Annotated in this window: 18 protein-coding genes and 1 pseudogene; 10 read left to right on the top strand and 9 right to left on the bottom strand. The window is 73.1% G+C overall.

Annotated elements, in window-relative coordinates; all coding sequences use genetic code 11:
- Positions 1–94 precede the first annotated feature (94 nt).
- From J2S66_RS05150 to J2S66_RS05130, 5 genes are read left to right on the top strand one after another with little or no spacing between them, the layout of a single operon-like run.
- Positions 95–3,796, top strand: coding sequence for a nitrate reductase subunit alpha (locus tag J2S66_RS05150; RefSeq protein WP_310314671.1), 3,702 nt, complete (start codon positions 95–97; stop codon positions 3,794–3,796).
- Positions 3,796–5,490, top strand: coding sequence for a nitrate reductase subunit beta (narH, locus tag J2S66_RS05145; protein WP_310304358.1), 1,695 nt, complete (start codon positions 3,796–3,798; stop codon positions 5,488–5,490). Before J2S66_RS05150 ends, narH begins: the two co-directional genes overlap by 1 nt.
- Positions 5,487–6,122 carry a nitrate reductase molybdenum cofactor assembly chaperone gene (gene narJ / locus J2S66_RS05140; RefSeq protein WP_310304355.1) on the top strand — a complete coding sequence of 212 codons (636 nt, stop codon included), beginning with the start codon at positions 5,487–5,489 and terminating at the stop codon, positions 6,120–6,122. Before narH ends, narJ begins: the two co-directional genes overlap by 4 nt.
- Positions 6,119–6,889: a respiratory nitrate reductase subunit gamma gene (gene narI, locus J2S66_RS05135; RefSeq protein WP_310304353.1), complete on the top strand. Its 771-nt coding sequence runs from the start codon at positions 6,119–6,121 to the stop codon at positions 6,887–6,889. Before narJ ends, narI begins: the two co-directional genes overlap by 4 nt.
- Positions 6,886–7,221 carry a cupin domain-containing protein gene (locus J2S66_RS05130; protein WP_310304351.1) on the top strand — a complete coding sequence of 112 codons (336 nt, stop codon included), beginning with the start codon at positions 6,886–6,888 and terminating at the stop codon, positions 7,219–7,221. The genes narI and J2S66_RS05130 overlap by 4 nt, the downstream gene beginning before the upstream one ends.
- A gap of 45 nt (positions 7,222–7,266) precedes the next feature.
- Here J2S66_RS05130 and J2S66_RS05125 read toward each other — a convergent pair whose 3' ends face one another.
- From J2S66_RS05125 to J2S66_RS05115, 3 genes are all read right to left on the bottom strand, one after another.
- Positions 7,267–8,421, bottom strand: coding sequence for an MFS transporter (locus tag J2S66_RS05125; protein ID WP_310314668.1), 1,155 nt, complete (start codon positions 8,419–8,421; stop codon positions 7,267–7,269).
- Positions 8,422–8,586: 165 nt separating this feature from the next.
- Positions 8,587–9,744, bottom strand: a complete 1,158-nt coding sequence (locus J2S66_RS05120) for an acetate/propionate family kinase (protein ID WP_310304349.1) — start codon at positions 9,742–9,744, stop codon at positions 8,587–8,589.
- Positions 9,744–12,113 carry a phosphoketolase family protein gene (locus J2S66_RS05115; protein ID WP_310304346.1) on the bottom strand — a complete coding sequence of 790 codons (2,370 nt, stop codon included), beginning with the start codon at positions 12,111–12,113 and terminating at the stop codon, positions 9,744–9,746. Before J2S66_RS05115 ends, J2S66_RS05120 begins: the two co-directional genes overlap by 1 nt.
- A gap of 270 nt (positions 12,114–12,383) precedes the next feature.
- Here J2S66_RS05115 and J2S66_RS05110 point away from each other — a divergent pair, with 270 nt between their 5' ends.
- From J2S66_RS05110 to J2S66_RS05090, 5 genes are all read left to right on the top strand, one after another.
- Positions 12,384–12,992 carry a DoxX family membrane protein gene (locus tag J2S66_RS05110; protein ID WP_310304344.1) on the top strand — a complete coding sequence of 203 codons (609 nt, stop codon included), beginning with the start codon at positions 12,384–12,386 and terminating at the stop codon, positions 12,990–12,992.
- 76 nt (positions 12,993–13,068) lie between these two features.
- Entirely contained in the window at positions 13,069–13,530 is a 462-nt protein-coding gene (locus J2S66_RS05105) for a universal stress protein (RefSeq protein WP_310304342.1), read from the top strand.
- Positions 13,484–14,422 (top strand): ABC transporter ATP-binding protein, encoded by a 939-nt coding sequence (locus tag J2S66_RS05100; RefSeq protein WP_310304340.1) that lies wholly within the window; start codon positions 13,484–13,486, stop codon positions 14,420–14,422. The genes J2S66_RS05105 and J2S66_RS05100 overlap by 47 nt, the downstream gene beginning before the upstream one ends.
- A gap of 5 nt (positions 14,423–14,427) precedes the next feature.
- A complete protein-coding gene (locus J2S66_RS05095; RefSeq protein ID WP_310314666.1) occupies positions 14,428–15,591 on the top strand; it encodes an ABC transporter permease in 1,164 nt (387 codons plus the stop codon).
- The gene (locus tag J2S66_RS05090) at positions 15,588–16,688 is read left to right on the top strand and encodes an ABC transporter permease (protein ID WP_310304338.1); all 1,101 of its coding nucleotides are present in this window, start codon (positions 15,588–15,590) and stop codon (positions 16,686–16,688) included. The genes J2S66_RS05095 and J2S66_RS05090 overlap by 4 nt, the downstream gene beginning before the upstream one ends.
- 325 nt (positions 16,689–17,013) lie before the next feature.
- Here J2S66_RS05090 and ppk2 read toward each other — a convergent pair.
- The 6 genes and pseudogenes from ppk2 to J2S66_RS05060 form a co-directional block, all read right to left on the bottom strand.
- Positions 17,014–17,795: pseudogene (gene ppk2 / locus J2S66_RS05085) on the bottom strand (polyphosphate kinase 2).
- A gap of 62 nt (positions 17,796–17,857) precedes the next feature.
- Positions 17,858–18,721: a universal stress protein gene (locus J2S66_RS05080; protein ID WP_310304336.1), complete on the bottom strand. Its 864-nt coding sequence runs from the start codon at positions 18,719–18,721 to the stop codon at positions 17,858–17,860.
- Complete coding sequence (locus tag J2S66_RS05075; protein ID WP_310304334.1) at positions 18,718–21,249, bottom strand: cation-translocating P-type ATPase; 2,532 nt, start codon at positions 21,247–21,249, stop codon at positions 18,718–18,720. The genes J2S66_RS05080 and J2S66_RS05075 overlap by 4 nt, the downstream gene beginning before the upstream one ends.
- A gap of 1 nt (position 21,250) precedes the next feature.
- Complete coding sequence (locus tag J2S66_RS05070; RefSeq protein ID WP_310304332.1) at positions 21,251–21,934, bottom strand: CBS domain-containing protein; 684 nt, start codon at positions 21,932–21,934, stop codon at positions 21,251–21,253.
- Complete coding sequence (locus J2S66_RS05065; protein WP_310304330.1) at positions 21,927–23,282, bottom strand: DUF4389 domain-containing protein; 1,356 nt, start codon at positions 23,280–23,282, stop codon at positions 21,927–21,929. Before J2S66_RS05065 ends, J2S66_RS05070 begins: the two co-directional genes overlap by 8 nt.
- A complete protein-coding gene (locus J2S66_RS05060; RefSeq protein WP_310304328.1) occupies positions 23,279–23,707 on the bottom strand; it encodes a hypothetical protein in 429 nt (142 codons plus the stop codon). Before J2S66_RS05060 ends, J2S66_RS05065 begins: the two co-directional genes overlap by 4 nt.
- Between the last annotated feature and the right edge of the window lie 153 nt (positions 23,708–23,860).

Genomic DNA, 23,860 nt, shown 5'->3' with positions numbered 1-23,860 from the left:
CCGCTGCGCGCTCGCCGGACCGGGGCTAGGGTCGGGACCACCCTGTCGATCAGAACCACCCGCGATTGCCAGAGGAGCCCCACCCGTGAACCCCGTGAACACCGAAGGCGGTCCCCCGGCCCGCGAGGTCGGCCTGGACACCGGACTGACCGAGGCGCTGGTGCGCACCCGCCGGTTCTTCACCAGGGCGGAGGTGTCGCGGGACCTGCGGACGCTGCACCAGATCGGGGGGCGGCAGGCGGACGAGTTCTACCGGGACCGGTGGAGCCACGACAAGGTGGTGCGTTCCACCCACGGGGTGAACTGCACCGGGTCGTGCTCGTGGAAGGTCTACGTCAAGGACGGGATCATCACGTGGGAGGCGCAGCAGACCGACTACCCCTCGGTCGGTCCGGACCGGCCGGAGTACGAGCCGCGCGGCTGCCCACGCGGAGCGGCGTTCTCCTGGTACACCTACTCGCCCACCCGGGTGCGCTACCCCTACGTCCGCGGTGTCCTGCTGGAGATGTACCGCGAGGCCAAGCGGCGCACCGGTGACCCCGTGCTGGCCTGGGCGGAGGTCGTGGAGGACCCCGAGCGGGCACGCCGCTACAAGGCGGCCCGCGGCAAGGGCGGCCTGGTCCGGGCCACCTGGGACGAGGCTACCGAGATGGTCGCCGCGGCGCACGTGCACACGATCAAGACCTACGGGCCCGACCGGGTCGCGGGCTTCTCGCCGATCCCCGCGATGTCGATGGTCTCGCACGCCTCCGGCGCGCGGTTCGTGTCGCTGCTGGGCGGGACGATGCTGTCGTTCTACGACTGGTACGCCGACCTGCCGGTGGCCTCGCCGCAGGTGTTCGGCGACCAGACCGACGTGCCCGAGTCCGGCGACTGGTGGGACGCCGGGTACCTGATCATGTGGGGGTCGAACCTGCCGGTGACCCGCACGCCGGACGCGCACTGGATGGCCGAGGCGCGCTACCGGGGTCAGAAGGTGGTCGCGGTGGCGCCCGACTACGCCGACAACGTCAAGTTCGCCGACGAGTGGCTGGCCGCCCGGCCCGGCACCGACGGCGCGCTGGCCATGGCGATGGGGCACGTGGTGCTGCGCGAGTTCTTCGTGGACCGGCAGGTGCCGTACTTCACCGACTACGTGAAGCGCTACACCGACCTGCCGTTCCTGGTCCGGCTCGACGCGCACGGCGAGGTCCACCGGCCGGGCAAGTTCCTCACCGCCGCCGACCTGCCCGACCACGCCGACCAGGAGCACGCGGCGTTCAAGACCGTCCTGCTCGACGCGGCCACCGGCGAGCCCGTGGTGCCCGGCGGTTCGCTCGGCTTCCGCTACGGGGAGCAGGGCGCGGGCCGCTGGAACCTGGACCTGGGCGACGTCGACCCGCTGCTGTCGGTCCGGGACGGGGAGTCGGTGGTGGTGGAGCTGCCGCGCTTCGACGCGCTCGACGGCTCGACGGCCGCGCTGCTGCGCGGGGTGCCGGTGCGCCGGGTCGGCGGGCACCTGGTCACGACGGTGTTCGACCTGCTGCTGGCGCAGTACGGCGTGCACCGCGAGGGCCTGCCCGGCACCTGGCCCACCGGTTACGACGACGCCGGGCAGCCGTGCACCCCGGCCTGGCAGGAGGTCATCACCGGGGTGCCCGCGCAGGCCGCGGCGCGCATCGGGCGGGAGTTCGCGGCCAACGCCGAGGAGTCCCGCGGCCGGTCGATGATCATCATGGGGGCGGGGACCAACCACTGGTTCCACTCCGACACCATCTACCGGGCGTTCCTGGCGCTGACCACGCTCACCGGCTGCCAGGGCGTCAACGGCGGCGGCTGGGCGCACTACGTGGGGCAGGAGAAGTGCCGCCCCATCACCGGCTGGTCGCAGTTGGCGTTCGGGCTGGACTGGTCGCGCCCGCCGCGGCAGATGATCCAGACCGCCTACTGGTACCTGCACACCGACCAGTTCCGCTACGACCGGTTCGGCGCCGACACCCTGGCCGCCGCCACGGCCGGCGGGCAGCTGGCGGGCAGGACCACCGCGGACGTGATCGCCCAGTCCGCGCGGATGGGCTGGATGCCCTCCTACCCGACCTTCGACCGCAACCCGCTGGACCTGGCCGACGACGCCGAGCGCGCCGGCGTGCCGGCGGGTGAGCACGTGGTGTCGGAGCTGAAGGCCGGGCGGCTGCGGTTCGCCTGCGAGGACCCCGACTCGCCGGAGAACTTCCCGCGCGTGCTCAGCATCTGGCGGGCGAACCTGCTCGGCTCGTCGGGCAAGGGCAACGAGTACTTCCTCAAGCACCTGCTGGGCACCGACAACTCGCTGCGCGCGGAGGAGACCCCGCCCGGGGCCCGGCCGAAGGAGGTGGTCTGGCACGACGAGGCGCCGGTCGGCAAGCTCGACCTGCTGCTGTCGCTGGACTTCCGGATGACCAGCACCACGATCTTCTCCGACGTGGTGCTGCCCGCCGCCACCTGGTACGAGAAGCACGACCTGAACACCACCGACATGCACCCGTTCGTGCACTCGTTCAACCCCGCCATCGCGCCGCCCTGGCAGACCCGCACCGACTGGGCGGCGTTCCAGGCCATCGCCGAGGCCTTCAGCGGGCTCGCCGCCGACCACCTCGGCACCCGCAAGGACGTCGTGGCCACCCCGCTGCTGCACGACACCCCCGACGAGCTGGCCACCCCGCACGGCGTGGTGCGCGACTGGAAGGCCGGCGAGTGCGAGCCGGTGCCCGGTGTCACCATGCCCAGGATCACGGTGGTGGAGCGCGACTACACCGCGATCGCGGCGAAGATGGGGGCGCTGGGCCCGCTGGTCGACTCGCTCGGCGCGACCACCAAGGGCGTCACCTTCCGGGTCGAGCAGGAGGTGGAGTACCTGCGGCACAAGAACGGCGCCGTCCGCGGCGGCCCCGCCGACGGCCGCCCGTCGCTGGTGCGCGACGTGCACGCCTGCGAGGCGATCCTCGCGCTCTCCGGGACCACCAACGGCCACCTGGCCACCCAGGGGTTCCGCACCGTCGAACAGCGCACCGGCACACCGCTGGCCGACCTGGCCGCCGAGCACGAGGGCAAGCGGATCACCTTCGCCGACACCCAGTCCGCCCCCGTCCCGGTGATCACCTCGCCGGAGTGGTCGGGCTCGGAGACCGGTGGGCGCCGCTACTCGCCGTTCACCATCAACGTCGAGCGCCTCAAGCCCTGGCACACCCTCACCGGCCGCCAGCACTTCTTCCTCGACCACGACTGGATGGCCGAGCTGGGCGAGCAGCTTCCGGTGTTCCGGCCGCCGCTGGACATGCACGCGCTGTTCGACGAGCCCCGCGTCGGCGAGCAGGGCGAGCTGGGCATCACCGTCCGGTACCTGACCCCGCACAGCAAGTGGTCGATCCACTCGGAGTACCAGGACAACCTGTTCATGCTCAGCCTGTCCCGGGGCGGACAGACGATCTGGATGTCCAAGGAGGACGCGGCCAAGGTCGGGGTGGCCGACAACGACTGGATCGAGGCGGTCAACCGCAACGGCGTCGTCGTCGCCCGCGCCATCGTGTCCCACCGGATGCCCGAGGGCACCGTCTACATGCATCACGCCCAGGACCGGCTCATCGACGTCCCCCGCTCCGAGACCTCCGGCAAACGGGGCGGCATCCACAACTCGCTGACCCGGTTGCTGGTCAAACCGTCGCACCTGATCGGCGGCTACGCGCAGCTGTCGTTCGCCTTCAACTACCTCGGACCGACCGGCAACCAGCGCGACGAGGTCACCGTCATCCGCCGCCGCGGCCAGGAGGTGCAGTACTGATGAAGGTCATGGCGCAGATGGCGATGGTGATGAACCTCGACAAGTGCATCGGGTGCCACACCTGCTCGGTCACCTGCAAGCAGGCGTGGACGAACCGCACCGGGGTGGAGTACGTCTGGTTCAACAACGTCGAGACCCGCCCCGGACAGGGCTACCCGCGCACCTACGAGGACCAGGAGCGCTGGCGCGGTGGCTGGGCGCTCAACAAGCGCGGCAGGCTCAAGCTCAAGGGTGGCGGGCGGCTGCGCAAGCTGCTCACGATCTTCAGCAACCCGAAGCTGCCCGCCCTGGACGACTACTACGAGCCCTGGACCTACGACTACGACAACCTCACCAGCGCGCCGTTGCAGGAGCACACCCCGGTGGCCCGCCCCCGGTCGCTGATCAGCGGTGAACCCACGAAGATCACCTGGTCGGCCAACTGGGACGACAACCTCGGCGGCTCACCCGACCACGGCGACAAGGACCCCCTGCTCAAGGGCATCGCCGACAAGGTGAAGTTCGAGTTCGAGCAGACCTTCATGTTCTACCTGCCCCGCATCTGCGAGCACTGCCTCAACCCCTCCTGCGCGGCCTCCTGCCCCTCCGGGGCGATCTACAAGCGCAGCGAGGACGGCATCGTGCTGGTCGACCAGGACCGCTGCCGCGGCTGGCGCATGTGCGTCACCGGCTGCCCCTACAAGAAGGTCTACTTCAACCACCGCACCGGCAAGGCCGAGAAGTGCACCTTCTGCTTCCCCCGCATCGAGGTCGGCATCCCGACAGTGTGCGCGGAGACGTGCGTGGGACGGCTGCGCTACATCGGTCTGGTCCTCTACGACGCCGACAAGGTCCTGGAAGCCGCGTCGACCCCGGACGACCAGGACCTCTACGAGGCGCAGCGGCAGGTCTTCCTCGACCCGCACGACCCGGCCGTGGTCCGCGATGCCGAGAAGGCGGGCATCCCCCGGGACTGGGTCGAGGCCGCCCAGCGCTCCCCGATCCACTCGCTGATCAACGAGTACAAGGTGGCCCTGCCGCTGCACCCGGAGTACCGCACCATGCCCATGGTCTGGTACATCCCGCCGCTGTCGCCGGTGGTCGACGTCGTCCGCGACACCGGCCACGACGCCGAGGACCACGGCAACCTCTTCGCCGCCATCGAAGCCCTGCGCATCCCGGTGGAGTACCTCGCGCAACTGTTCACCGCGGGTGACGTCGAACCGGTCAACGCGGTGCTGCGCCGCCTGGCCGCGATGCGCAGCTACATGCGCGACATCAACCTCGGGCGCGAACCCCGCGAGACCGTCGCGACCGAGGTGGGCATGACCGGCGAGCAGGTCTACGACATGTACCGGCTGCTCGCGCTGGCCAAGTACGACGAGCGCTACGTCATCCCGCCCGCCCACGCCGAGCAGGCCCACGGCCTGGAGGAGCTGGCCACCGAGTGCAGCCTGGACTACGAGGGCGGCCCCGGCATGGGCGGCTCCGGCCCGTTCGGCGAGAACTCCGGCGGGGCCTCCCCGATCGCCGTGGAGAACTTCCGCATGCTGCGCGACCGGCAGACCAGCGACACCCTCGCCGCCCCGGTCGACAAGGGCAACCGCGTCAACCTGCTCAACTGGGACGGCAAGGGCCGCCCGGAAGGCCTGTTCCCGCCGACGGAACGCCCGGGCGGCGGCGACCCGACCGGCGAGGTGGACCCGAAGCCATGACGACCACCGACGCCCACCGCGCCACCGCCTGGCAGGTCCAGTCGCTGCTGATGGGCTACCCCGACGAGGAGGCGGTGGCGCGGCTGCCGCTGCTGCGCGCGGCGACCGGGACGTTGCCAGCGGCCCTCGCCGCACCGCTGACCGCGTTCCTGGAGCACGCCGAGGCCACACCGCAGATCGACCTGGCCGCGGACTACGTGGCGACCTTCGACCACCGCAAGCGGTTCAGCCCGTACCTGACCTACTTCGCCTACGGCGACACGCGCAAGCGCGGCATGGCCCTGCTGCGCTTCAAGCACGCCTACCGCGCCGCCGGGCTGGAGCTCGACGACGGCGAACTGCCCGACCACCTGGCGGTGGTGCTGGAGTTCGCCGCCACCGGCGACCCGGTGGTCGGCCTCCGGCTGATGACCGAGCACCGGGCCGGGCTGGAGCTGATCCGCCTGGGCCTGCACGAGGCCGGCTCACCGTGGGCGCACGTCCTGGAGTCGGTGTCGGCCACCCTGCCGTCCCTGGGCAGGCACGAGCACGAGGCGATCGCCCGACTGGCCGCCGAAGGACCTCCCGAGGAGGAAGTCGGCCTCGCCCCCTTCGCCCCTCCCGAGTACATGCCCCAAGGAGGCCCCCGATGACCCCGTCGTCCGTCGCCCAGGACGTCGCGACGGCGTCGTCGAGCACGCTGGACGTCATGCTGTGGGTGGTGGTGCCCTACGTGTCCATCGCCGTGTTCGTCCTCGGCCACGTCTGGCGCTACCGCTACGACAAGTTCGGCTGGACCACCCGGTCGTCCCAGCTCTACGAGAACCGGCTGCTGCGGCTGGGCAGCCCGCTGTTCCACTTCGGCATCCTGGTCGTCCTGATCGGCCACGTCGGCGGCCTGCTCGTGCTCAAGTCGTGGACCGAGGCCGTCGGGATCAGCGATGACGCCTACCACGTGGTCGCCGTGGTGCTCGGCGTGCTCGCCGGGGTCTGCACGCTGGCCGGCGCGGCCATCCTGGTCTACCGCCGCCGCACCGTCGGCCCGGTGTTCTCCGCCACCACCCGCAACGACAAGGTCATGTACGTGCTGCTGGTGGGCACCATCCTGCTCGGCCTGGGCACCACCGTGCTGGGCAACCTCACCGAGCACCCCCACGACTACCGCGAGACGGTCTCCCCCTGGTTCCGCTCCATCTTCTACTTCGATCCCCAGCCCGGCCTGATGGCCGCCGCGCCGATCGGGTTCCAGCTGCACGCCCTGTCCGCGTGGGTGCTGTTCGCGTTCTGGCCCTTCAGCCGACTGGTGCACGTGTTCTCCATGCCCCTGGGCTACCTCACCCGTCCCTACATCGTCTACCGCAGCCGGGACGAACGACTGGGCAGTCGTGCACCCCGGCGCGGTTGGGAGCGCACGCGATGACCGACCACCCCGACGTCGCACACGTCCACACCCTGGCCGCCGAACTGCTCGACGAAGCCCGCGGGCACCACTCCCACCGCGCCGCCAGGACGCTGGTGACCGGCACCTCGCTGCGCGCCACCCTCATCGCGCTGATCGACGGAGCCGAACTGGCCGAGCACGACGCGCCCCCGGCCGCCACCCTCCAGGTCCTGAGCGGACGGGTGGAACTGCACACCCACGACCACCGGCAGGCGCTCGACGCCGGCGACCTCGCCCCCATCCCGCGGGCCCGCCACGGTCTGACCGCCCTCGCCGACAGCGTCGTCCTGCTCACCGTCGCACTCCGCTGAGCGGACCCGCCGTGCGGGTGCCGGGTTCCGGCACCCGCACGCGGTTCACCGTTCTTTCGTGGCGCGGTGGACGGTGGTGGTGGTGAACAGCAGTGCGGTGGCGGCGACGGCGGCGAGGGCGGCCAGTCCGAGTGCGTAGGAGGACACGGCGCCGTAGAGGGCGCCCATGACCAGCGGGGGCACGAAGCCGCCCAGGCCGCCGGCGGCGCCGACCACGCCGGTGACGGAGCCGACCCGGTTGGGTGGGACGAGCAGTGCCACGAGGGCGAACACGGCTCCGCTGCCGGCGCCCAGCGCGGCGGCCATGGCGAGGAAGGCGATGGTGCCCAGGGGCATCAGGGCGGGGGTGAACGACTGGAGTGCGGCGCCGGCGGTGACGACGCCGAGTGAGGCGGTCAGCACGCGTACGGGTCCGAGCCGGTCGGACAGCCAGCCGCCCAGGGGGCGCATGACGACGGCGAGGAGCACGAACCCGGCCATGCGGTTGGCCGCGTCGGACTGGGTCAGGCCGTAGGCGGTCCTGAGGTAGGCGGGCAGGTAGACGGAGAAGGCGACGTAGCCGCCGAAGGCCACCGCGTAGAGGGCGGAGGCGTGCCAGGTCACGGGCAGGCGGGCGGCTTCGGCGAGTCGGCGTGCGGGTGATCCGGCGGGGACGGTCCGGTCGGGGGCGTCGCGCAGCAGCAGGGCGGCGGCCACCGCGTAGAGGGCGAGTACGGCGGCGGTGACGGTGAACGGTGTCGTGATGCCGGCGGCGTCCACCAGCGCGACGGTGGTGAGCGCGCTGATCGCGGTGCCGCCCATGCCGGCGCCGAACACGCCGATGGCCAGTCCGCGTCGTCGTGGCGGGAACCAGGAGTTGACGAACGGGACGCCGACGGCGAAGGTCGTGCCGCCGATGCCGAGGAAGAAGCCGCCGATCAACAGCGCGGGCAGTGAGGAGTGGCCCCACACGCCGAGGAACAGCACCGGGACGATGGTCGCCGCCGACACCAGCGGGAACATCACCCGTCCGCCGAAGCGGTCGGTCAGCGCGCCGACCGGGATGCGCCCGATCGAGCCGACCACGACCGGTACCGCCACGAGCAGTGCCTGCTGGAACGCGCTGAGCCCGAGCGAGTCCTTGAACAGCGGCCCGAGCGGGCTGAGCAGCGCCCAGGCCCAGAAGTTCACCACGAACCCGAGAGTGGCCAGGGTCAGCATCAACGTGCGACGACCGGCCGTGCCGGCGGACCGCCCCGCGACGGGCGGCGACGTGCGGGTTCCCACGAGAGTCACTCCTCTGCCTGGCGTGCCGTCATCGGTCTTCATCACACCTCGGACCGCCCGCGCCCGCACCTCGGTGACCTGCCGTCGTGGGCACGGGTGTCAGGGTGCACCCACTCGTGGGACCGCGCCCTGGGACGAAGGTCCCCGGTGCGCGGGATCGGGAGCCGTGTCCGGAGAGGACTCCGGGAGTGCCCGCAGGGCTTGCCGGACACCGGCGGCGACCTGGACGTCCTCGCGGGCCCGCACGACCCAGGCGGAGGCGGTGGACGTGTCCGAGGTGATCCGGGTGTCGCCGTGCGCGGCGGCGGCGTTGCGGGTCGGGCCGAGGCGCAGGCCGAGGAACGCGAGCCCCTCGACGGCGCGGGCCCGCACGACGGGGTCGTGCTCGCCGATGCCGCCGGTGAAGACCAGCACGTCCAGGCCTCCCAGGGACGCGGCCATGGCGGCGATGCCCTGGCACAGGCGGTGGGTGAAGACGTCGAGCGCGAGGTGTGCGTCGTGGGAGCCGGCGGCGATGGCCTCGTGGACGTCGCGCAGGTCGGCGTGGCCGGAGAGTCCGAGCAGGCCGGAGCGGTGCGCGAGGCCGTCGGCGAGGTCGTCGGCGGTGAGGTGGTGGAGCAGGCGCAGCAGCAGCCCGGGGTCGAGGTCGCCGCTGCGGGTGGCCATGGGCAGGCCGCCGAGCGGGGTGAACCCCATGGTGGTGTCGATCGAGCGGCCGTGGCGGACGGCGGCCAGGGAGCAGCCGGCGCCGAGGTGGCAGGTCACGACGCGGGCGCCGGGCAAGCCGGTCAGCTCGACCGCGCGACGGGACGCGTAGGCGTGGGACAGGCCGTGGAAGCCGTAGCGGCGCAGGTCCCAGCGGGCGCGCCACTCCTCCGGCAGCGGGTAGGTCGAGGCCACCGGGGACAGGGTGGCGTGGAAGGCGGTGTCGAAGCACGCGACGTGCGGCACGTCCGGGAACAGGGCGCGGGCCGCGTCGATGCCCGCAAGGGCGCGTGGTTGGTGCAGCGGCGCGAGGTCGGTCAGGGCGGCGATCCCCTCGCGCACGTCCGCGTCGATCACGACCGGTCCGGTGAAGCGGGCGCCGCCGTGGACGACGCGGTGACCGACGGCGTCCACGGGCGGCAGGTCGAGGTCCAGGTCGAGGGCGTTCCCGTCCCACCGCTCGACGTGGTGCTCGGCCAGGACGGTGTCGTCCTGGCCGAGCACGGTCAGCTTCAGGCTGGAGGAGCCCGCGTTGACCACCAGCACGTCCATCAGTACGGCCAGGTCCAGTCGCGGATCTCCGGCAGGTCCTCGCCGTGCTCGCGGATGTGGGTGTGGTGGCGGGCGCGCTGGTCGGTCATGCGCTGGCGCAGGCCGGCTGCCTTGACGCCGAGACCGGGGACGCGGTCGATGACGTCGGTGACCAGGCGGTAGCGGTCGAGGTCGTTGAGCACGAGCATGTCGAACGGCGTGGTGGTCGTGCCCTCCTCCTTGTAGCCGCGGACGTGGATGTTGTGGTGGTTGGTGCGCCGGTAGGTCAGGCGGTGGATGAGCCAGGGGTAGCCGTGGTAGGCGAAGATCACCGGCTTGTCGGGGGTGAACAGGGCGTCGAACTCGCGGTCGGGCATGCCGTGGGGGTGTTCGGTGTCGGGTTGCAGGCGCATCAGGTCCACGACGTTGACCACGCGGACCTTGAGCTCGGGCAGGTGCTCGCGCAGCAGCGCGGCGGCGGCCATGACCTCCAGCGTCGGGGCGTCGCCGGCGCAGGCCAGCACCACGTCCGGCTCGGTCAGGCCGTCGTCGGTGCCCGCCCACTCCCAGATGCCCGCGCCGCAGGCGCAGTGCAGCGCGGCCTCCTCCGGGCCGAGCCAGTCCGGGGTGAAGTTCTTGCCCGCCACCACGACGTTGACGTAGTCGCGGCTGCGCAGGCAGTGGTCGGCGACCGAGAGCAGGGTGTTGGTGTCGGCGGGCAGGTAGACGCGCACGACCTCGGCCTTCTTGTTCATCACGTGGTCGATGAACCCGGGGTCCTGGTGCGAGAAGCCGTTGTGGTCCTGCCGCCACACGTGCGACGAGAGCAGGTAGTTCAGCGAGGCCACGGGGCGGCGCCAGTCGATCTCGCGGTGGGTCTTGAGCCACTTGGCGTGCTGGTTGAACATCGAGTCCACGATGTGGATGAACGCCTCGTAGCAGTTGAACACCCCGTGCCGCCCGGTGAGCAGGTAGCCCTCCAGGAAGCCCTGGCACAGGTGCTCGGAGAGCACCTCCACCACGCGGCCGTCCGCCTCCAGGTGCTCGTCGGTGGGCAGCTTCTCGGCCAGCCACTGCTTCGCGGTCACCTCGAACACCGCGTCCAGCCGGTTGGACGCGGTCTCGTCCGGGCCGAACACCCGGAAGTTCTTCTCCCGCGCGTTGAGGACCATCACGTCGCGCAACATCCGCCCCAGCACCCGCATCGGCTCCGAGGCCGTGGTGCCGTGCTTCACGACCTCCACCGCGTAGGGCGTCGTGCCCGGCATGCGCAGGTCGCGCAGCAGCAGACCGCCGTTGGCGTGCGGGGTCGCCCCCATCCGCAGCTCACCGCGCGGCGCCAACCCCAACAGCTCGGCCGTCGGTCGTCCCTGCTCGTCGAACAGCTCCTCGGGCCGGTAGGAGCGCAGCCACGCCTCCAACTGGGCCAGGTGGGCGGGGTTGTCCCGCACCCCGGCCAGCGGCACCTGGTGGGAGCGCCACGTGCCCTCCACCGGCACCCCGTCCACCTCGGCGGGACCGGTCCACCCCTTGGGGGTGCGCAGCACGATCATCGGCCACCGCGGGCGTTCGGTCCCACCGGACCGCGCGGCGTCCTGGATGGCCCGGATCTCGTCGAACACCTCGTCGAAGACCTGCGCCATGCGCGGGTGCAGCACCGCCGGGTCGGTGCCCTCCACGTAGTGGGGGGCGTAGCCGTAGCCGCGCAGCAGGGAGTCCAGCTCCTCGTGCGGGATGCGCGCCAGCAGGGTCGGGTTGGCGATCTTGTAGCCGTTGAGGTGCAGGATCGGCAGCACCGCCCCGTCCCGCGCCGGGTTGAGGAACTTCGTGCCGTGCCAGCTGGCCGCCAGCGGACCGGTCTCGGCCTCGCCGTCGCCGACCACGCACGCCACGACCAGGTCCGGGTTGTCGAACGCCGCGCCGAACGCGTGCGCCAGCGAGTAGCCCAGCTCGCCGCCCTCGTGGATCGACCCGGGGACCTCCGGCGCCACGTGGCTGGGCACACCGCCGGGGAAGGAGAACTGGCGGAACAGCGCCCGCATGCCCTCGCCGTCGCGGGACACGCTCGGGTGCGTCTCGGTGTAGGAGCCCTCCAGCCACGTGTTGGCCAGCAGCGCCGGACCGCCGTGACCCGGACCGGTCACGAACAGGACCTCCTGCGACCGGGCGTTGATCACCCGGTTGAGGTGGGCGTAGAGGAAGTTCAGGCCCGGCGTGGTGCCCCAGTGCCCCAGCAGGCGCGGCTTGATGTGCTCGGGGGTCAGCGGCGTGGACAGCAGCGGGTTGTCCAGCAGGTAGATCTGGCCCGCCGAGAGGTAGTTCGCGGCGCGCCAGTAGGCGTCGACCAGAGCCAGGTCCAGGTCCGGGGCGGTGGTTTCCGTCTGCGACATCTCGCTTCTCCTGTGGGTGTCGGGGTGCTGACGCCAACACTGCCGTCGGAATCGATCCCGTCCCAGAGACCGGCGTCCCCGACCCGACCGGGACCTTCGACCCTGAACCGGGTTCCGTGCCACGGGTCCGGGATGCGGCCGACCGCCGGGACGCGCCGGACGTCCCGGGTGATCGGGGACTTTCGCCCGCGTCGCCCGACCGCCGCCGGCACGAAGCTTGAACCGAGGACGAGAGCACAGCACGGACCAGAGCAGAAGGAGACGAGAGCCATGACCTCGATCGCCCACCCCCGCAAGGCCGCCCGCACCACCACCACCGCCACCACCGGCGGAGCGGTCGCCGCCACGACGGCGGTCCGCGCCGGGACCGGGGCCGGGGCGCTCGCGGTCCTGCGCATCGCCACCGGGGCCGTGTTCCTGTGGGCCTTCCTCGACAAGCTGTTCGGCCTCGGCTACGCCACCAAGTCGGCGAGCGCGTGGATCAACGGCGGCTCGCCCACCAAGGGCTTCCTCGGCCGCGTCGCCGTCGGCCCGTTCGAGTCCACCTTCCACGCCATCGCCGGCGCCTGGTGGGCGGACTGGCTGTTCATGCTCGGCCTGCTCGCCATCGGCCTCGCCGTCACCGCCGGCATCGCCCTGCGCCCCGCCGCCGCCGCCGGCACCCTGATGATGCTGCTCATGTGGGCCGCCGAATGGCCCCTGGCCCGGTTCACCTCCGCCGGCGAGCCCAGCATGTCGACCAACCCCGTCATCGACTACCACGTCGTCTACGCCCTCGCCCTGATCGCCGTCGCCCTCACCACCGCCGGCGCCACCCGGGGCCTGGCCCGCTGGTGGGCGACCCTGCCGGTGGTCCGCGACCACACCTGGCTGCGGTGACGCACCCGGGAGCGGGCGGGCACAGCCCGCCCGCTCCGAGGCGTTCGAACCGATCCGAGAACCGGAGGACGTGATCATGAGCGGAACGAGGAAGATCGTCGTCGGCGTGGACGCCTCGCCGGCGAGCGCGGCGGCCCTGGAGTGGGCGGTGCGGCACGCCGGAAGCGGCGACACCGTGCTGGCGGTGGCGGTGTGCCGGATGCACCCGGAGGTCTGCGGGGGCGGGAACGCCTTCCACACCGCGCACCGGCGGGTGCTGCACGAGGCCGTGGCGAAGCTGGGGCCGGTGCGGGACGCGCGGATCGAGGAGATCGTCGTGGACGGCGAGGCCGGTCCCGCGCTCGTGGGCCTGGCGGAAGGCGCCGACACCGTGGTGCTCGGCGGCCACGAGTACCAGCGCGGGGACGTGGCGGTGGTGGGTTCGGTCATCACGTACTGCGTGCGGCACGCGCCGTGCCCGGTCGTCGTGGTCCCGGCCGGAGGAGGCGACGATGGCACCGGTGCTCGCCTGCGCGCGGTTGCGAAGGAGTTTCGGTGACCTGGTCGCCGTGGACGACGTGTCGTTCGAACTGGCGGCCGGTGAGACCTACGGCCTGCTCGGCCCGAACGGCGCGGGCAAGACGACGACGATCTCGATGGTGGTCGGCATCCTGGAGCCCGACGCCGGCGAGGTCGTCGTCGCCGGTCACCGACTGACCACGCGCGACGCGACGGCCAAGCGCCGCATCGGCTACGTGCCCCAGGAACTCGCCCTCTACCCCGACCTGACCGGCCGGGAGAACCTGCGGTTCTTCGCCCGCCTCTACGGCCTGTCGGGACGGGCCGCGGCACGACGGGTCGACCACGTGCTCGACGTCGTCGGGCTCACCGACCGGGCGAAGGACCTTGCCAAGACCTACTCCGGCGGCATGAAGCGGCGGCTCAACGTCGGCATCGGCCTGCTGCACGAACCGGAACTGCTGGTGCTGGACGAGCCCACGGCCGGGGTGGACCCGCAGAGCCGCAACGCGATCATGGAGAACGTCCGCGAGCTGGCCGCCTCGGGCCTGGCGATCCTCTACACCACGCACTACATGGAGGAGGCCGAGCGGCTGTGCGACCGGGTCGGCATCATCGACTCCGGACGGCTGGTCGCCGAGGGCACGCGTCGGGAGCTGGTCGACCGCCTCGGCGAGCACGACCGGATCTCGCTGGTCGTGCAGGGTGACGCGGACGCGGCGGTGCGGGCGGTCGGTGGCCTCCCGCGGGTGTTGGCGACCGCCGCGCACGACCGGGAACTCGACGTGGTGGTGGACGACGCGAGCGCGTGCCTGCCGGACGTGCTGGCCGCGGTGCGCGCCGACGGCGTGGTGGTGCGCTCGGTGGAGGTCTCCGAGCCCGACCTGGAGACGGTCTTCCTGCACCTCACCGGCAAGGCGCTGAGGGGGTGAGCGCGATGCGGCACGCCCTGCTCATCGCGGCCAAGGACCTGCGGGAACGGTCACGCGACCGCTCCGTGCTGCTGTACGCGCTGCTGCTGCCGCTGGGCTTGACCCTGCTGCTGAACCTGGTCCTCGGCGGCGTCACCGACCCCCGGCCGTTCCGCTACGCGGTGGTCGACGACGACCGCGGTCCGGTCGCGGCGGCGTTCGCGGACGCGCTGCGCGGCGCGCAGGACGGCGGCGCGGTCGAGGTGCGGCCGGCGGGCTCGGCGGACGAGGCGCGACGGCTGGTGGACGCCGGCGACGTGGCGGCGGCGTTCCTGCTGCCCGCGGGGTTGTCCCCGGACCTGGCCGCCGGTCGTGCGGCGGCCGTCGAGGTGGTCGGCGACGTGGACGCCCCGCTCGGCACGCGGGTCGCGGCGTCGATCGCGCGGTCGTTCACCGACCGGCTCACCTCGGTCCGGGTGGCCGTCGAAGCCGCACGACGGGGTGGCTCGTCGGTCGACCCCGCCGAACTGGCCCGCCTGGTCGCGGCGGAGCCGGACCCCCTGCCCGTGGTGGAGGACCCCGCGCCGCGGCGCGAGTTGGACCCCACGACCTACTACGCGGCCGGCATGGCCGTGTTCTTCCTGTTCTTCAGCGTCCAGTTCGGGGTCACCAGCCTGCTCGACGAACGCCGGGACGGCACGCTCGCGCGGTTGCTGGCCGCACCGCTGCGGCCGTCGTCGATCCTGGTCGGCAAACTGCTGACCAGCTGCGCCATCGGCCTGGTCAGCATGGGCGTGCTGGTCGTCGCGACCAGCCTCGCCATCGGCGCGCACTGGGGCCCGCCGGTGGGTGTGGCCCTGCTCGTGGTCTCGGGGGTGCTGGCCGCGACGGGTCTGGTCGCGGTGGTCGCTTCCGTCGCCCGCACCGCCGAGCAGGCGAGCGGGTGGCAGGCCGTCCTCGCGGTGGCGCTGGGCGCGCTGGGCGGGACGTTCATCCCGATCGCCCAGGTCGGGGGGCCGCTGGCCGCGGTGAGCCTCGCCTCGCCGCACCGGTGGTTCCTCGCCGGGCTGGCCGACCTCGCGGCGGACGGCGTGGCGGGGGTGTGGCCGTCGGTGACGGCGTTGCTGGTGTTCGCGCTGGCCGGCTTCGGCGTGGCCGGCGCCCTGACGAGGAGGGCCGTGCGGTGGTGACGGCACTGGTGATCGCCGGCGGGAACCTCAAGCGGGTGCTGCGGGACCGCACCGGCCTGTTCTTCCTGTTCGTGCTGCCGCTGCTCATGGTGTTCGTGCTGGGCCTGGCGTTCGGCGGCACGAGCGCACCGAAGCTCGGCGTGGTCGCGGGTGGCGAGCACCTGCTGTCGGAGCTGCGCGCCGCGGACCTCGCGGTCACCGAGTACGAGGACGAGACCGCGCTCCGGGCCGCGGTCGAGCGCGGGGAGCTGGGTGCCGGGCTGGTCGCCTCCCCCGGTGAGCTGCGGGTCGTGGCGCGCCAGGACAACACCGGGCAGCAGGTGCGGCTGGCCGCGTCCGACGTGCTGGCGCGGGAATCGGCGCGGTTGGCGGCGGCGCGGTTCACGGCCCGGCAGACCGGTGTGGACGAGGACGCGGCCCTGGCACTGGTGGACTCCTCGCGGGTGCCCGTCGTCGAGGTGCGGGTGACCACCTCCGGTGAGGCCGCCTTCCCCGCCGACGTGGGCCCGTTCGACCTGACCGCCTCGGCGCAACTGCTGCTGTTCGTGTTCCTCACCACGCTGACCAGTTCCGTCGCGCTGGTGGAGACCCGGCGCCTCGGGGTGTCGCGACGCATGCTGTCCACCCCCGCCGGCACCGGCGCGATCGTGGTCGGCGAGGGTCTGGGCCGGGTCGCCGTGGCCCTGCTCCAGGGCGCGGTGGTGGTCACCGGGTCGTCGTTGCTGTTCGGCGTGCGGTGGGGCGACCCGCTGGGGGCGGGGGCGCTGCTGCTGGCGTTCGCGTTCGTCGCGGGCGGCGCCGGGATGCTGCTGGGCTCGGTGACCCGCACCGAGCAGCAGGCCGGTGGCCTCGGGCTGGCGCTCGGCATGCTCACGGCGGCCCTGGGCGGTTGCATGGTCCCGCTGGAGCTGTTCGGCGACGCGATGCGCACCGCGTCGCTGTTCACCCCGCACGCGTGGGCGAACCAGGGGTTCACCGAACTGGCCCGGCACGGCGGCCTCCTGGACGTGCTGCCCGAGGTCGGCGTGCTGGCCGGGTTCGCGGTGGTGCTGTACGCGCTGGGCGCGTGGCGGCTGCGCCGGGCGCTGACCGCCTGATGTGCGCGACGCCCCCGACCCCGGCAGGCCGCGCGCGTCGCGCAACCGGAGCGCGGCCTCCCCAAAGCCCCGGGCGAGCGGGTCCGGAGGGCAACCGGGCTCGGTGCCCCGACTGACATCGACAACTCCAACGCTGGGGCACCGACTCCGGACAACGGGTCGTCGCCCTTCGGGAACAGCTCGACGAGCGCGACCAGGCCGCAGGCCGTGCGGGCGGCGAACCGGCAGCACGGCGTCGTCGGTCATCGCCTGCATGACGACGTGCAGGAGGGGAAGAACTCGACGCTGCCGGTCGGAGCACGGGCCTCCTACCGGGAGCGTGGGCTCAGCCCAGTGACGCGGCGTGGTCGGGGACGTAGGTCTGAAGGGCGCGGTCGGTGCGGCGGTAGCCGGTGGGCGTGGGGCGGGCCGGCAGGTGGAAGTCCGGTGGTTCCACCTCGTAGTAGGGCAGCGTGGAGAGCAGGTGGGCGATCGTGTTGAGGCGGGCCCGGCGCTTGTCGTCGCTGTCGACGACGTACCAGGGGCACTCGGGGATGTCGGTGTGGACGAACATCTCGTCCTTGGCGCGGGAGTAGTCCTCCCAGCGGGTGATCGAGTCGATGTCGACCGGGGAGAGCTTCCAACGCCGCATCGGGTCGTCGAGGCGGCGTCGGAAGCGCCTTTCCTGCTCGGCGTCGCCGACCGAGAACCAGTACTTGCGCAGCAGCACGCCGTCGTCGACGAGCATCCGCTCGAACTGCGGGCACTGCCGCAGGAACCTGTGGTGCTCCTCCGGCGTGCAGAAGCCCATGACGTGCTCGACGCCGGCGCGGTTGTACCAGCTGCGGTCGAACAGGACGACCTCGCCGGCGGCGGGCAGGTGGGCGGCGTAGCGCTGGAAGTACCACTGCGTGCGCTCGCGTCCGGTCGGGGCGGGCAGCGCGGCGATGCGGGCGACGCGCGGGTTGAGGTGCTCGGTGATCCGCTTGATCGTGCTGCCCTTGCCCGCCGCGTCCCGTCCCTCGAACACGACCACCAGCCGGATGCCTCGACGCGCACCCATTCCTGCACCTTCACCAGCTCGGCCTGCAAGCGGCGCAGCTCGGCCTCGTAGGCCGTGCGCCGCAACCGCTTGCGGGCCTTCGCGCCGGGTTCGCCGGGAGTTCCCGTGCCGTTCCCCGACGTCCGGGTCACCGGTCCTCACCGCCTTCGCGCACCACCAGGACCGGGCAGGGCGCGTGGTGGATCAGGGCGTGGCCGGTGGAGCCCAGGACGTAGCCGGTCAGCGGGCTGCGACCGTGGCAGCCGACCACCAGCAGCGAGGCGCCCTCGGCGTGCTCCAGGAGGACGCGGGCGGGGCTGCCGTGCGCGATGGCCAGGTCCAGGTGGACGTCCGGGTACTTCGTCCGCCACGGGGCGAGGAGGGCCGCGAGCCTGCCGCCGCGCGCGGCGTCGTGGTCCTCCACGTGGATGCCCAGCGTCTCGGCCAGGGCGTCGGTGAACGCCCCGGACGGCGTGTGCGAGGCCCGCACCGCGATCAGCGGCACCCCGCGCGCGGCGGCCTGTTCGAAGGCGTGGGACAGCACGGCCGGGTCGTCGTCGTGCACGCCGACCACGACGGGTCCGTCGCGCTGCTCGCCGCGCACGACGACGACCGGGCAGCCGCCCCGGGAGGTGAGGGCGATGGCCGTGGAGCCCAGCAGCAGGGCGGTGAACCCGCCGAGCCCCCGCGAGCCGACGACGACGAGAGCCGCGTCCACGGATTCGGCGAGCAGCAGCGGCACCGGGTCGGCGACCTCGACGTGGAGGTTGACCGGCAGGTCCGGGTCGACCGCGCGCGCCACGTCCGCGGCCTGGTGGAGCCACTGCCACGCTTGGGCGTGCAGCGCCTTGCGGGCGCGTCCCTCCAGGTCGGGCGCGTCCGCGGGCAGCCGCAGTTCGGCGTGCACGACGCGCAGCGGCACCGCGCGCCCGCGCGCCTCCGCCGCGGCCCACCGCACCGCGTCGAGCGCGGCTGCGGAACCGTCGATCCCGACCACCACGAGTCCGGTCACTTCGAACGCCTCCTCATCGACTTCGCGCCCGCGTCCACCAGCAGGACGACGGGGATGGTCGCCGCGGCCAGGGCCCACCCCAACGCGCTGGGCGGGTTCCCGCCCAGCAGGTGCGGCAGCGGCGGCAGGTACAGGAACAGGAACAGCACGACGACCTCGAAGGCGATCGCGCCGAGCAGCAGTCGGTTGCCGCGCCACGTGGTGACCGGGTGGGTGGCGCTGCGGCAGGCGAAGGCGTTGGCCAGTTGGCCCAGCACGATCGCGGTGAACGCGGTGCCCGACGCGGTGGCGAGCAGCACCGGGTCGTCGAGGTCCCAGCCGCCGACGTGCAGCACGATCGCGAACGCCGCCATCGACACCAGCGCCTCGGCGGGCCCCAGGACGCCGAACGCGCGACGCAGCACCGAGCGGTCGATGAGCCCGCCGGTGCGGGCCGGGCCGTCCATGGTGCGGCGGCTGGGCGGTTCGGCGCCCAGCGCGAGCGCGGGCAGCAGGTCCGTGCCGATGTCCAGCGCCAGCACCTGCAACACGCTCAGCGCCAGCGGGAACGAGCCGCCCGAGAGCGCCCACAGCGCGAACGGCGTCAGCTCCGCGACGTTGTCGGTCAGGTGGTAGGTCAGGAACCGGCGGATGTTGGCGAACGTCGCCCGCCCCAGCTCCACGGCGGCCACGATGGTGCCGAAGTGGTCGTCGAGCAGCACCAGGTCCGCGGCCTCACGGGCCACGTCGGTGCCCGAGGCGCCCATCGCCACACCGATGTCGGCGGCGCGCAGGGCGGGTCCGTCGTTGACGCCGTCGCCTGTCATCGCCACGACGTGCCCGCGGTGTTGCAGGGCCCGGGCGATGCGCAGCTTGTCCTCGGGGGTGACGCGGGCGACCACGACGCCGTCGCGGTCCAGCAACCCGCCGAGGGCCGCGTCGTCGGCGGGCAGGTCCGCGCCCTCGACCACGAGCCGGTCCGGTCCGAGCAGACCCACCTGGGCGGCGATGGCGCGAGCGGTGGCGGGGTGGTCACCGGTGATCATCGCGAGCTTGATGCCCGCGGTGCGGCAGCGGCGGACGGCATCGGCCACGTCGTCGCGCGGCGGGTCCTGCAACGCCACCAGGCCCCGCAGCCGGAGGTCGCGCTCGGCGACCTCCGGGGTGTCGCCGGCGCCGGGTCGCCAGGCGATCGCGATCACCCGCAGACCCCGCTCCCCCAGCTCCGCGACGGCGTCGACGGCGCCGGGTTCCGGCGCGCACAGCGGCAGGACCGAGTCCGGTGCGCCCATCACGTGCACGCCGTCGCCGTCCACCACGGACGAACGGCGGCGGCGCGGGTCGAACGGGTGCCGCAGCCCGCCGCCGACCGCCGACTCGACCCCGGCGCGCGCCGCCAGCACGTGCAGCGCGACCTCCATCGGGTCACCGACCGGCAGCCAACGGCCGTCGCGGTGGTCGACGTGGGCGGTGGGCGTGCAGCGCAGCGCGCTGACGGCGAGGGTGCGCACGGCGGTGAGTGCGTCGGGCGCACCGGTGACCTCACCGGCGGGCTCGTACCCCCGGCCGGTGACCGCGGCCTCGCCGGCCGGCGTCCACACGGCGACCGCGGACATCTCGTTGCGGGTCAGGGTGCCGGTCTTGTCGGTGCAGATGAACGTCGTCGCGCCCAGCGTCTCGACCGCGTCCAGCCGCCGCACCAGGGCGTTGCGGCGTGCCATCGCCTGCGCGGCGCGGGCCAGCGACAGGGTCACGGTCGGCAGCAGGCCCTCGGGCACGAGCGCGACGGTGACGCCGACCGCGAACAGGAAGCCCTCGGTGGCGTCCAGGCCGATCAGCAGGGCGACCCCGTAGAACGCGACGCCGACCACGACGGCGATCGCGCCGACCACGGTGACCACCCGGTGCAGCCGCAGCGCGAGCGGGCTCGTGGGCGGGTGCGCCTCGCGGGTGAGGGTGGCGATGCCGGCGAGCTGGGTGCGCCCACCGGTGGCGGTGACCACGACGGTCGCCTCACCCTCGGACACGTACGTGCCGGCGCGCACGGCATCGCCGTCCGCCGGCCGGACGGGCACGCTCTCACCGGTGAGCATCGACTCGTCCACGGCGAGCGCGGCGACGGTGATGACCCGCGCGTCGGCGGAGACCCGGTCACCGCCGGTGAGCAGGACCTCGTCGCCGACCACCAGCTCGGCGGCGTCGACGACGACGGGCTTGCCGTCGCGGCGGACGGTGGCGCGGGCGGGCATCAGGTCGCGCAGCCGCTGCGCGGCGCGGTCGGCCCGGTACTCCTGGGCGAACGCGAACCCGCCGTTGAGCACGACGACCAGCGCGATGGCGATCGACAGCTCGGGCATCCCCGCCACCCACGCCAGGGCCGCCGCCACCCACAGCAGCAGGGCGAAGACGTGGACGAACTGCTTGAGCAGCAGCGTGCCGGGATGCGGCCCGCGTCCTGCCGGCAGCGCGTTCGGCCCGTCGCGGCGGAGGCGGCGGGCGGCCTCGGTCGACGTGAGGCCGCCCGCCGCGAGACCCGTGGACGTGGCCACGTCAGCCACCGACCCGGTACCCGGCGTCCGTGTCGTCCCAGCTGTGGGTCAGTTCGTCGACGACGGCGACGACGCCGGGCAGGGACCTGGTGAGCCGGACGGCGATCTCCGCCTCGCTGCGCCGCTCGAGGCGACCGGTCAGGGTCACCACGCCGTCGGCGACCGCGACGTCCACGGCGGTCGGCTCCAGCCACAGCGTGCGCTGCAACACCTGCGTGGCGACCTGCCGCTCGATCTGGGCGTCGGTGCGCAGGAACACGCGCAGCAGGTCGCGGCGCGACAGGACGCCCGCCAGGCGGCCGTCCGCGTCCACGACGAACAACCGCCGCACGCCCTCCACCGCGAGCCGGTGCGCGGCGGCGCTCGCGGCCTCGTCGGGGCCGGCGGTGATCACGGGCGAGGACATCACGTCGGCCGCGGTGGTGCCGTGCGCCTGCTGCCACCGGTGCCGGGTGTCGCGGCCGGCGAACAGCGAGGGCGCGTCCTCGGTGCCGCCCCGGTACTCCTCCTTGGGGATCAGGTCGGCCTCGGACACCACGCCGACCGGGCGGCCGTCGGCGTCCACCACCGGCAGGGCGCTGAACGCGCCCTCGGTGAGCCGGGCGACGAGGTCCTTGAACGGGGTGGTGGGTTCGGCGGTGACCACCTCGCGGGTCATCAGCGAGGCGACGGTGAGTTCACGCATGGCTCTCTCCACGGGTTCGGGTGGGTCGGGTGGCGGCGAACAGGACCAGCCCGCCGCCGAGGAACAACAGAGCCACACCGGCACCCAGCAGCGACCAGGCGACCGGGGTCAGCGCGGGCAGGGTCGCGGTGGCCGCCACGTCGGTGTCCACGACTCGCGAGCCGTCGGGGTTCATCACCACGGCGGTCCAGTCGCCCGGCTGCGCGACCCAGGTCAGCCCGCCGTAGCCGGAGGCGACCCAGAAGTCCTGGTGGTGCGGCGCGGTGGCGGGGGCGGTGCCGGTGCTGTGCTGGTAGAGGGCCTGGTCGCCGAAGCCCTTGACGCGGTCGCGCTCCACCCCGGCGAGGTAGCGCTCGACGGCCGGGGTCGGGCCGATGCCCACGAACGCGTCGTGGTCGACCCGGATGCCGAGCCGGCCGAGCCAGTCCTCGCCGACCAGCCGGCCGGCGTCGGTCCAGTTCATCTCGGCCGTGCCGAGCTCCAGCGCGTAGCCGTCGGCGTGCAGGTGCTCGACGGGCGTGGTGATGGCGCCGGTCGCGTCGCGCTGCGTGGTGTCGACCCACAGCCCGAGCGCGCCCGCCGCCGAGGTGCCGACGCCGGCCAGCAGCAGGAGCACCCCGAGCACGGCGGGGACCACGCGCGCGGCGGTGCCGCGGTCGGGGTCGGTCGGGGGCGCGGGGGCGTCCAGGACCGTGGTGCCGGGTTCGTCGCCGCCGGTGTCGAGGCGGAAGGGCGGGTAGGCGTCGGTCATCAGGCCGACGTAGGCCGCCACGCGCAGCGCCCAGCGGTCCATGCCCAGCACGAAGTCGAACACGCCGCGCGGGTAGCGGCCGGTGAACAGCAGCACCACACCGGCGATGAGGGTGAACAGGCCCACCAGCCCGCCGGCCGGGCTCAACGCCCACTCGTCGGCCTTGGACACCAGGTAGCCGCCACCGCCGAGGAAGATCCCCACGATGACCAGGTGCGGCAGGGCCAGCAGCCACTTGACCAGCACCAGCCCGCGCGAGAGCCGCTCCGGATAGGCGATGTCGAGCGTCGCCGGGTAGTCGGGTTCCTCGCCGAGGCTGAACGGCGGGTACCGGTCGGTCGCCAGCGCGCCGAACGAGTAGTAGGCGACCCGCCACGTCCAGCGCAGGACGCCGAGGGCGAAGTCGAACAGCGGGCGCGGGTAGCGGCCGGTCACCAGGATCGCGACGAACGCCACCAGGCCGACCACCGCGAACGCCGGCCAGAGGAAGGCGAGCACGACGTAGTGCGGGATCACCAACAACCACTTGACCAGCCACAACCACCGGTTGAGCACCGGATCGACGTGCGCGTTCACGCGCACCGGGTACGTGGTCATGCCGACCTCCTCCACTGCGGTTCGACGGCTTCCCGCTCGACGTGCCGGCGGTGGGGCCGGAGTCGGTGCCGGGCCGACCGGACCAGGACGCAGCACAGGGCCGCGGCGCCGCCCAGGGCGAGCCCAGCGCCGGTCACCACGGCCACCACGCCGACGACCACGCCTTCCGCGGTGAGCGGTGCGGGCACGAGCGGGTCCTCCGACGGCGCGGTCGCGGTCCGCTGTCGCGGACGCACCCGCTGCTCGGACAGCGCGGCCCGCACGTGCGCCTCCGAGCCGATGACGGCCGCGACCGGCAGGCCGAGCAGCGTCACCGCCAGGGACGCCACGGCGACGACGTCCTCGACGCGGTCGCCGAAGCGTGCGAGCGGGTCGTGCCCGGGGAAGTCGCCGTGGGCAGGACGCGCTGCGGGCTTGGTGTCCACTGTCCGACCTCCTCGGCTGGTCCGGTGCTTCCAGCCTCGTCGCGGCCGGGTCTGCGACACAGAGTCGTTGGTCGCTGCGACGGTCCCCGGCGGGTCGGGACCTCCGACCCTGCGATCCGCCGCGGAGGCGGTGCACCGTCGGTGGCGTGAACG

The organism is Saccharothrix longispora, assembly GCF_031455225.1.
GTDB classification, from domain to species: domain Bacteria; phylum Actinomycetota; class Actinomycetes; order Mycobacteriales; family Pseudonocardiaceae; genus Actinosynnema; species Actinosynnema longispora.
Note: the sequence above shows the minus strand (reverse complement) of the source record. Positions and strands in the feature narration are given on the sequence as shown.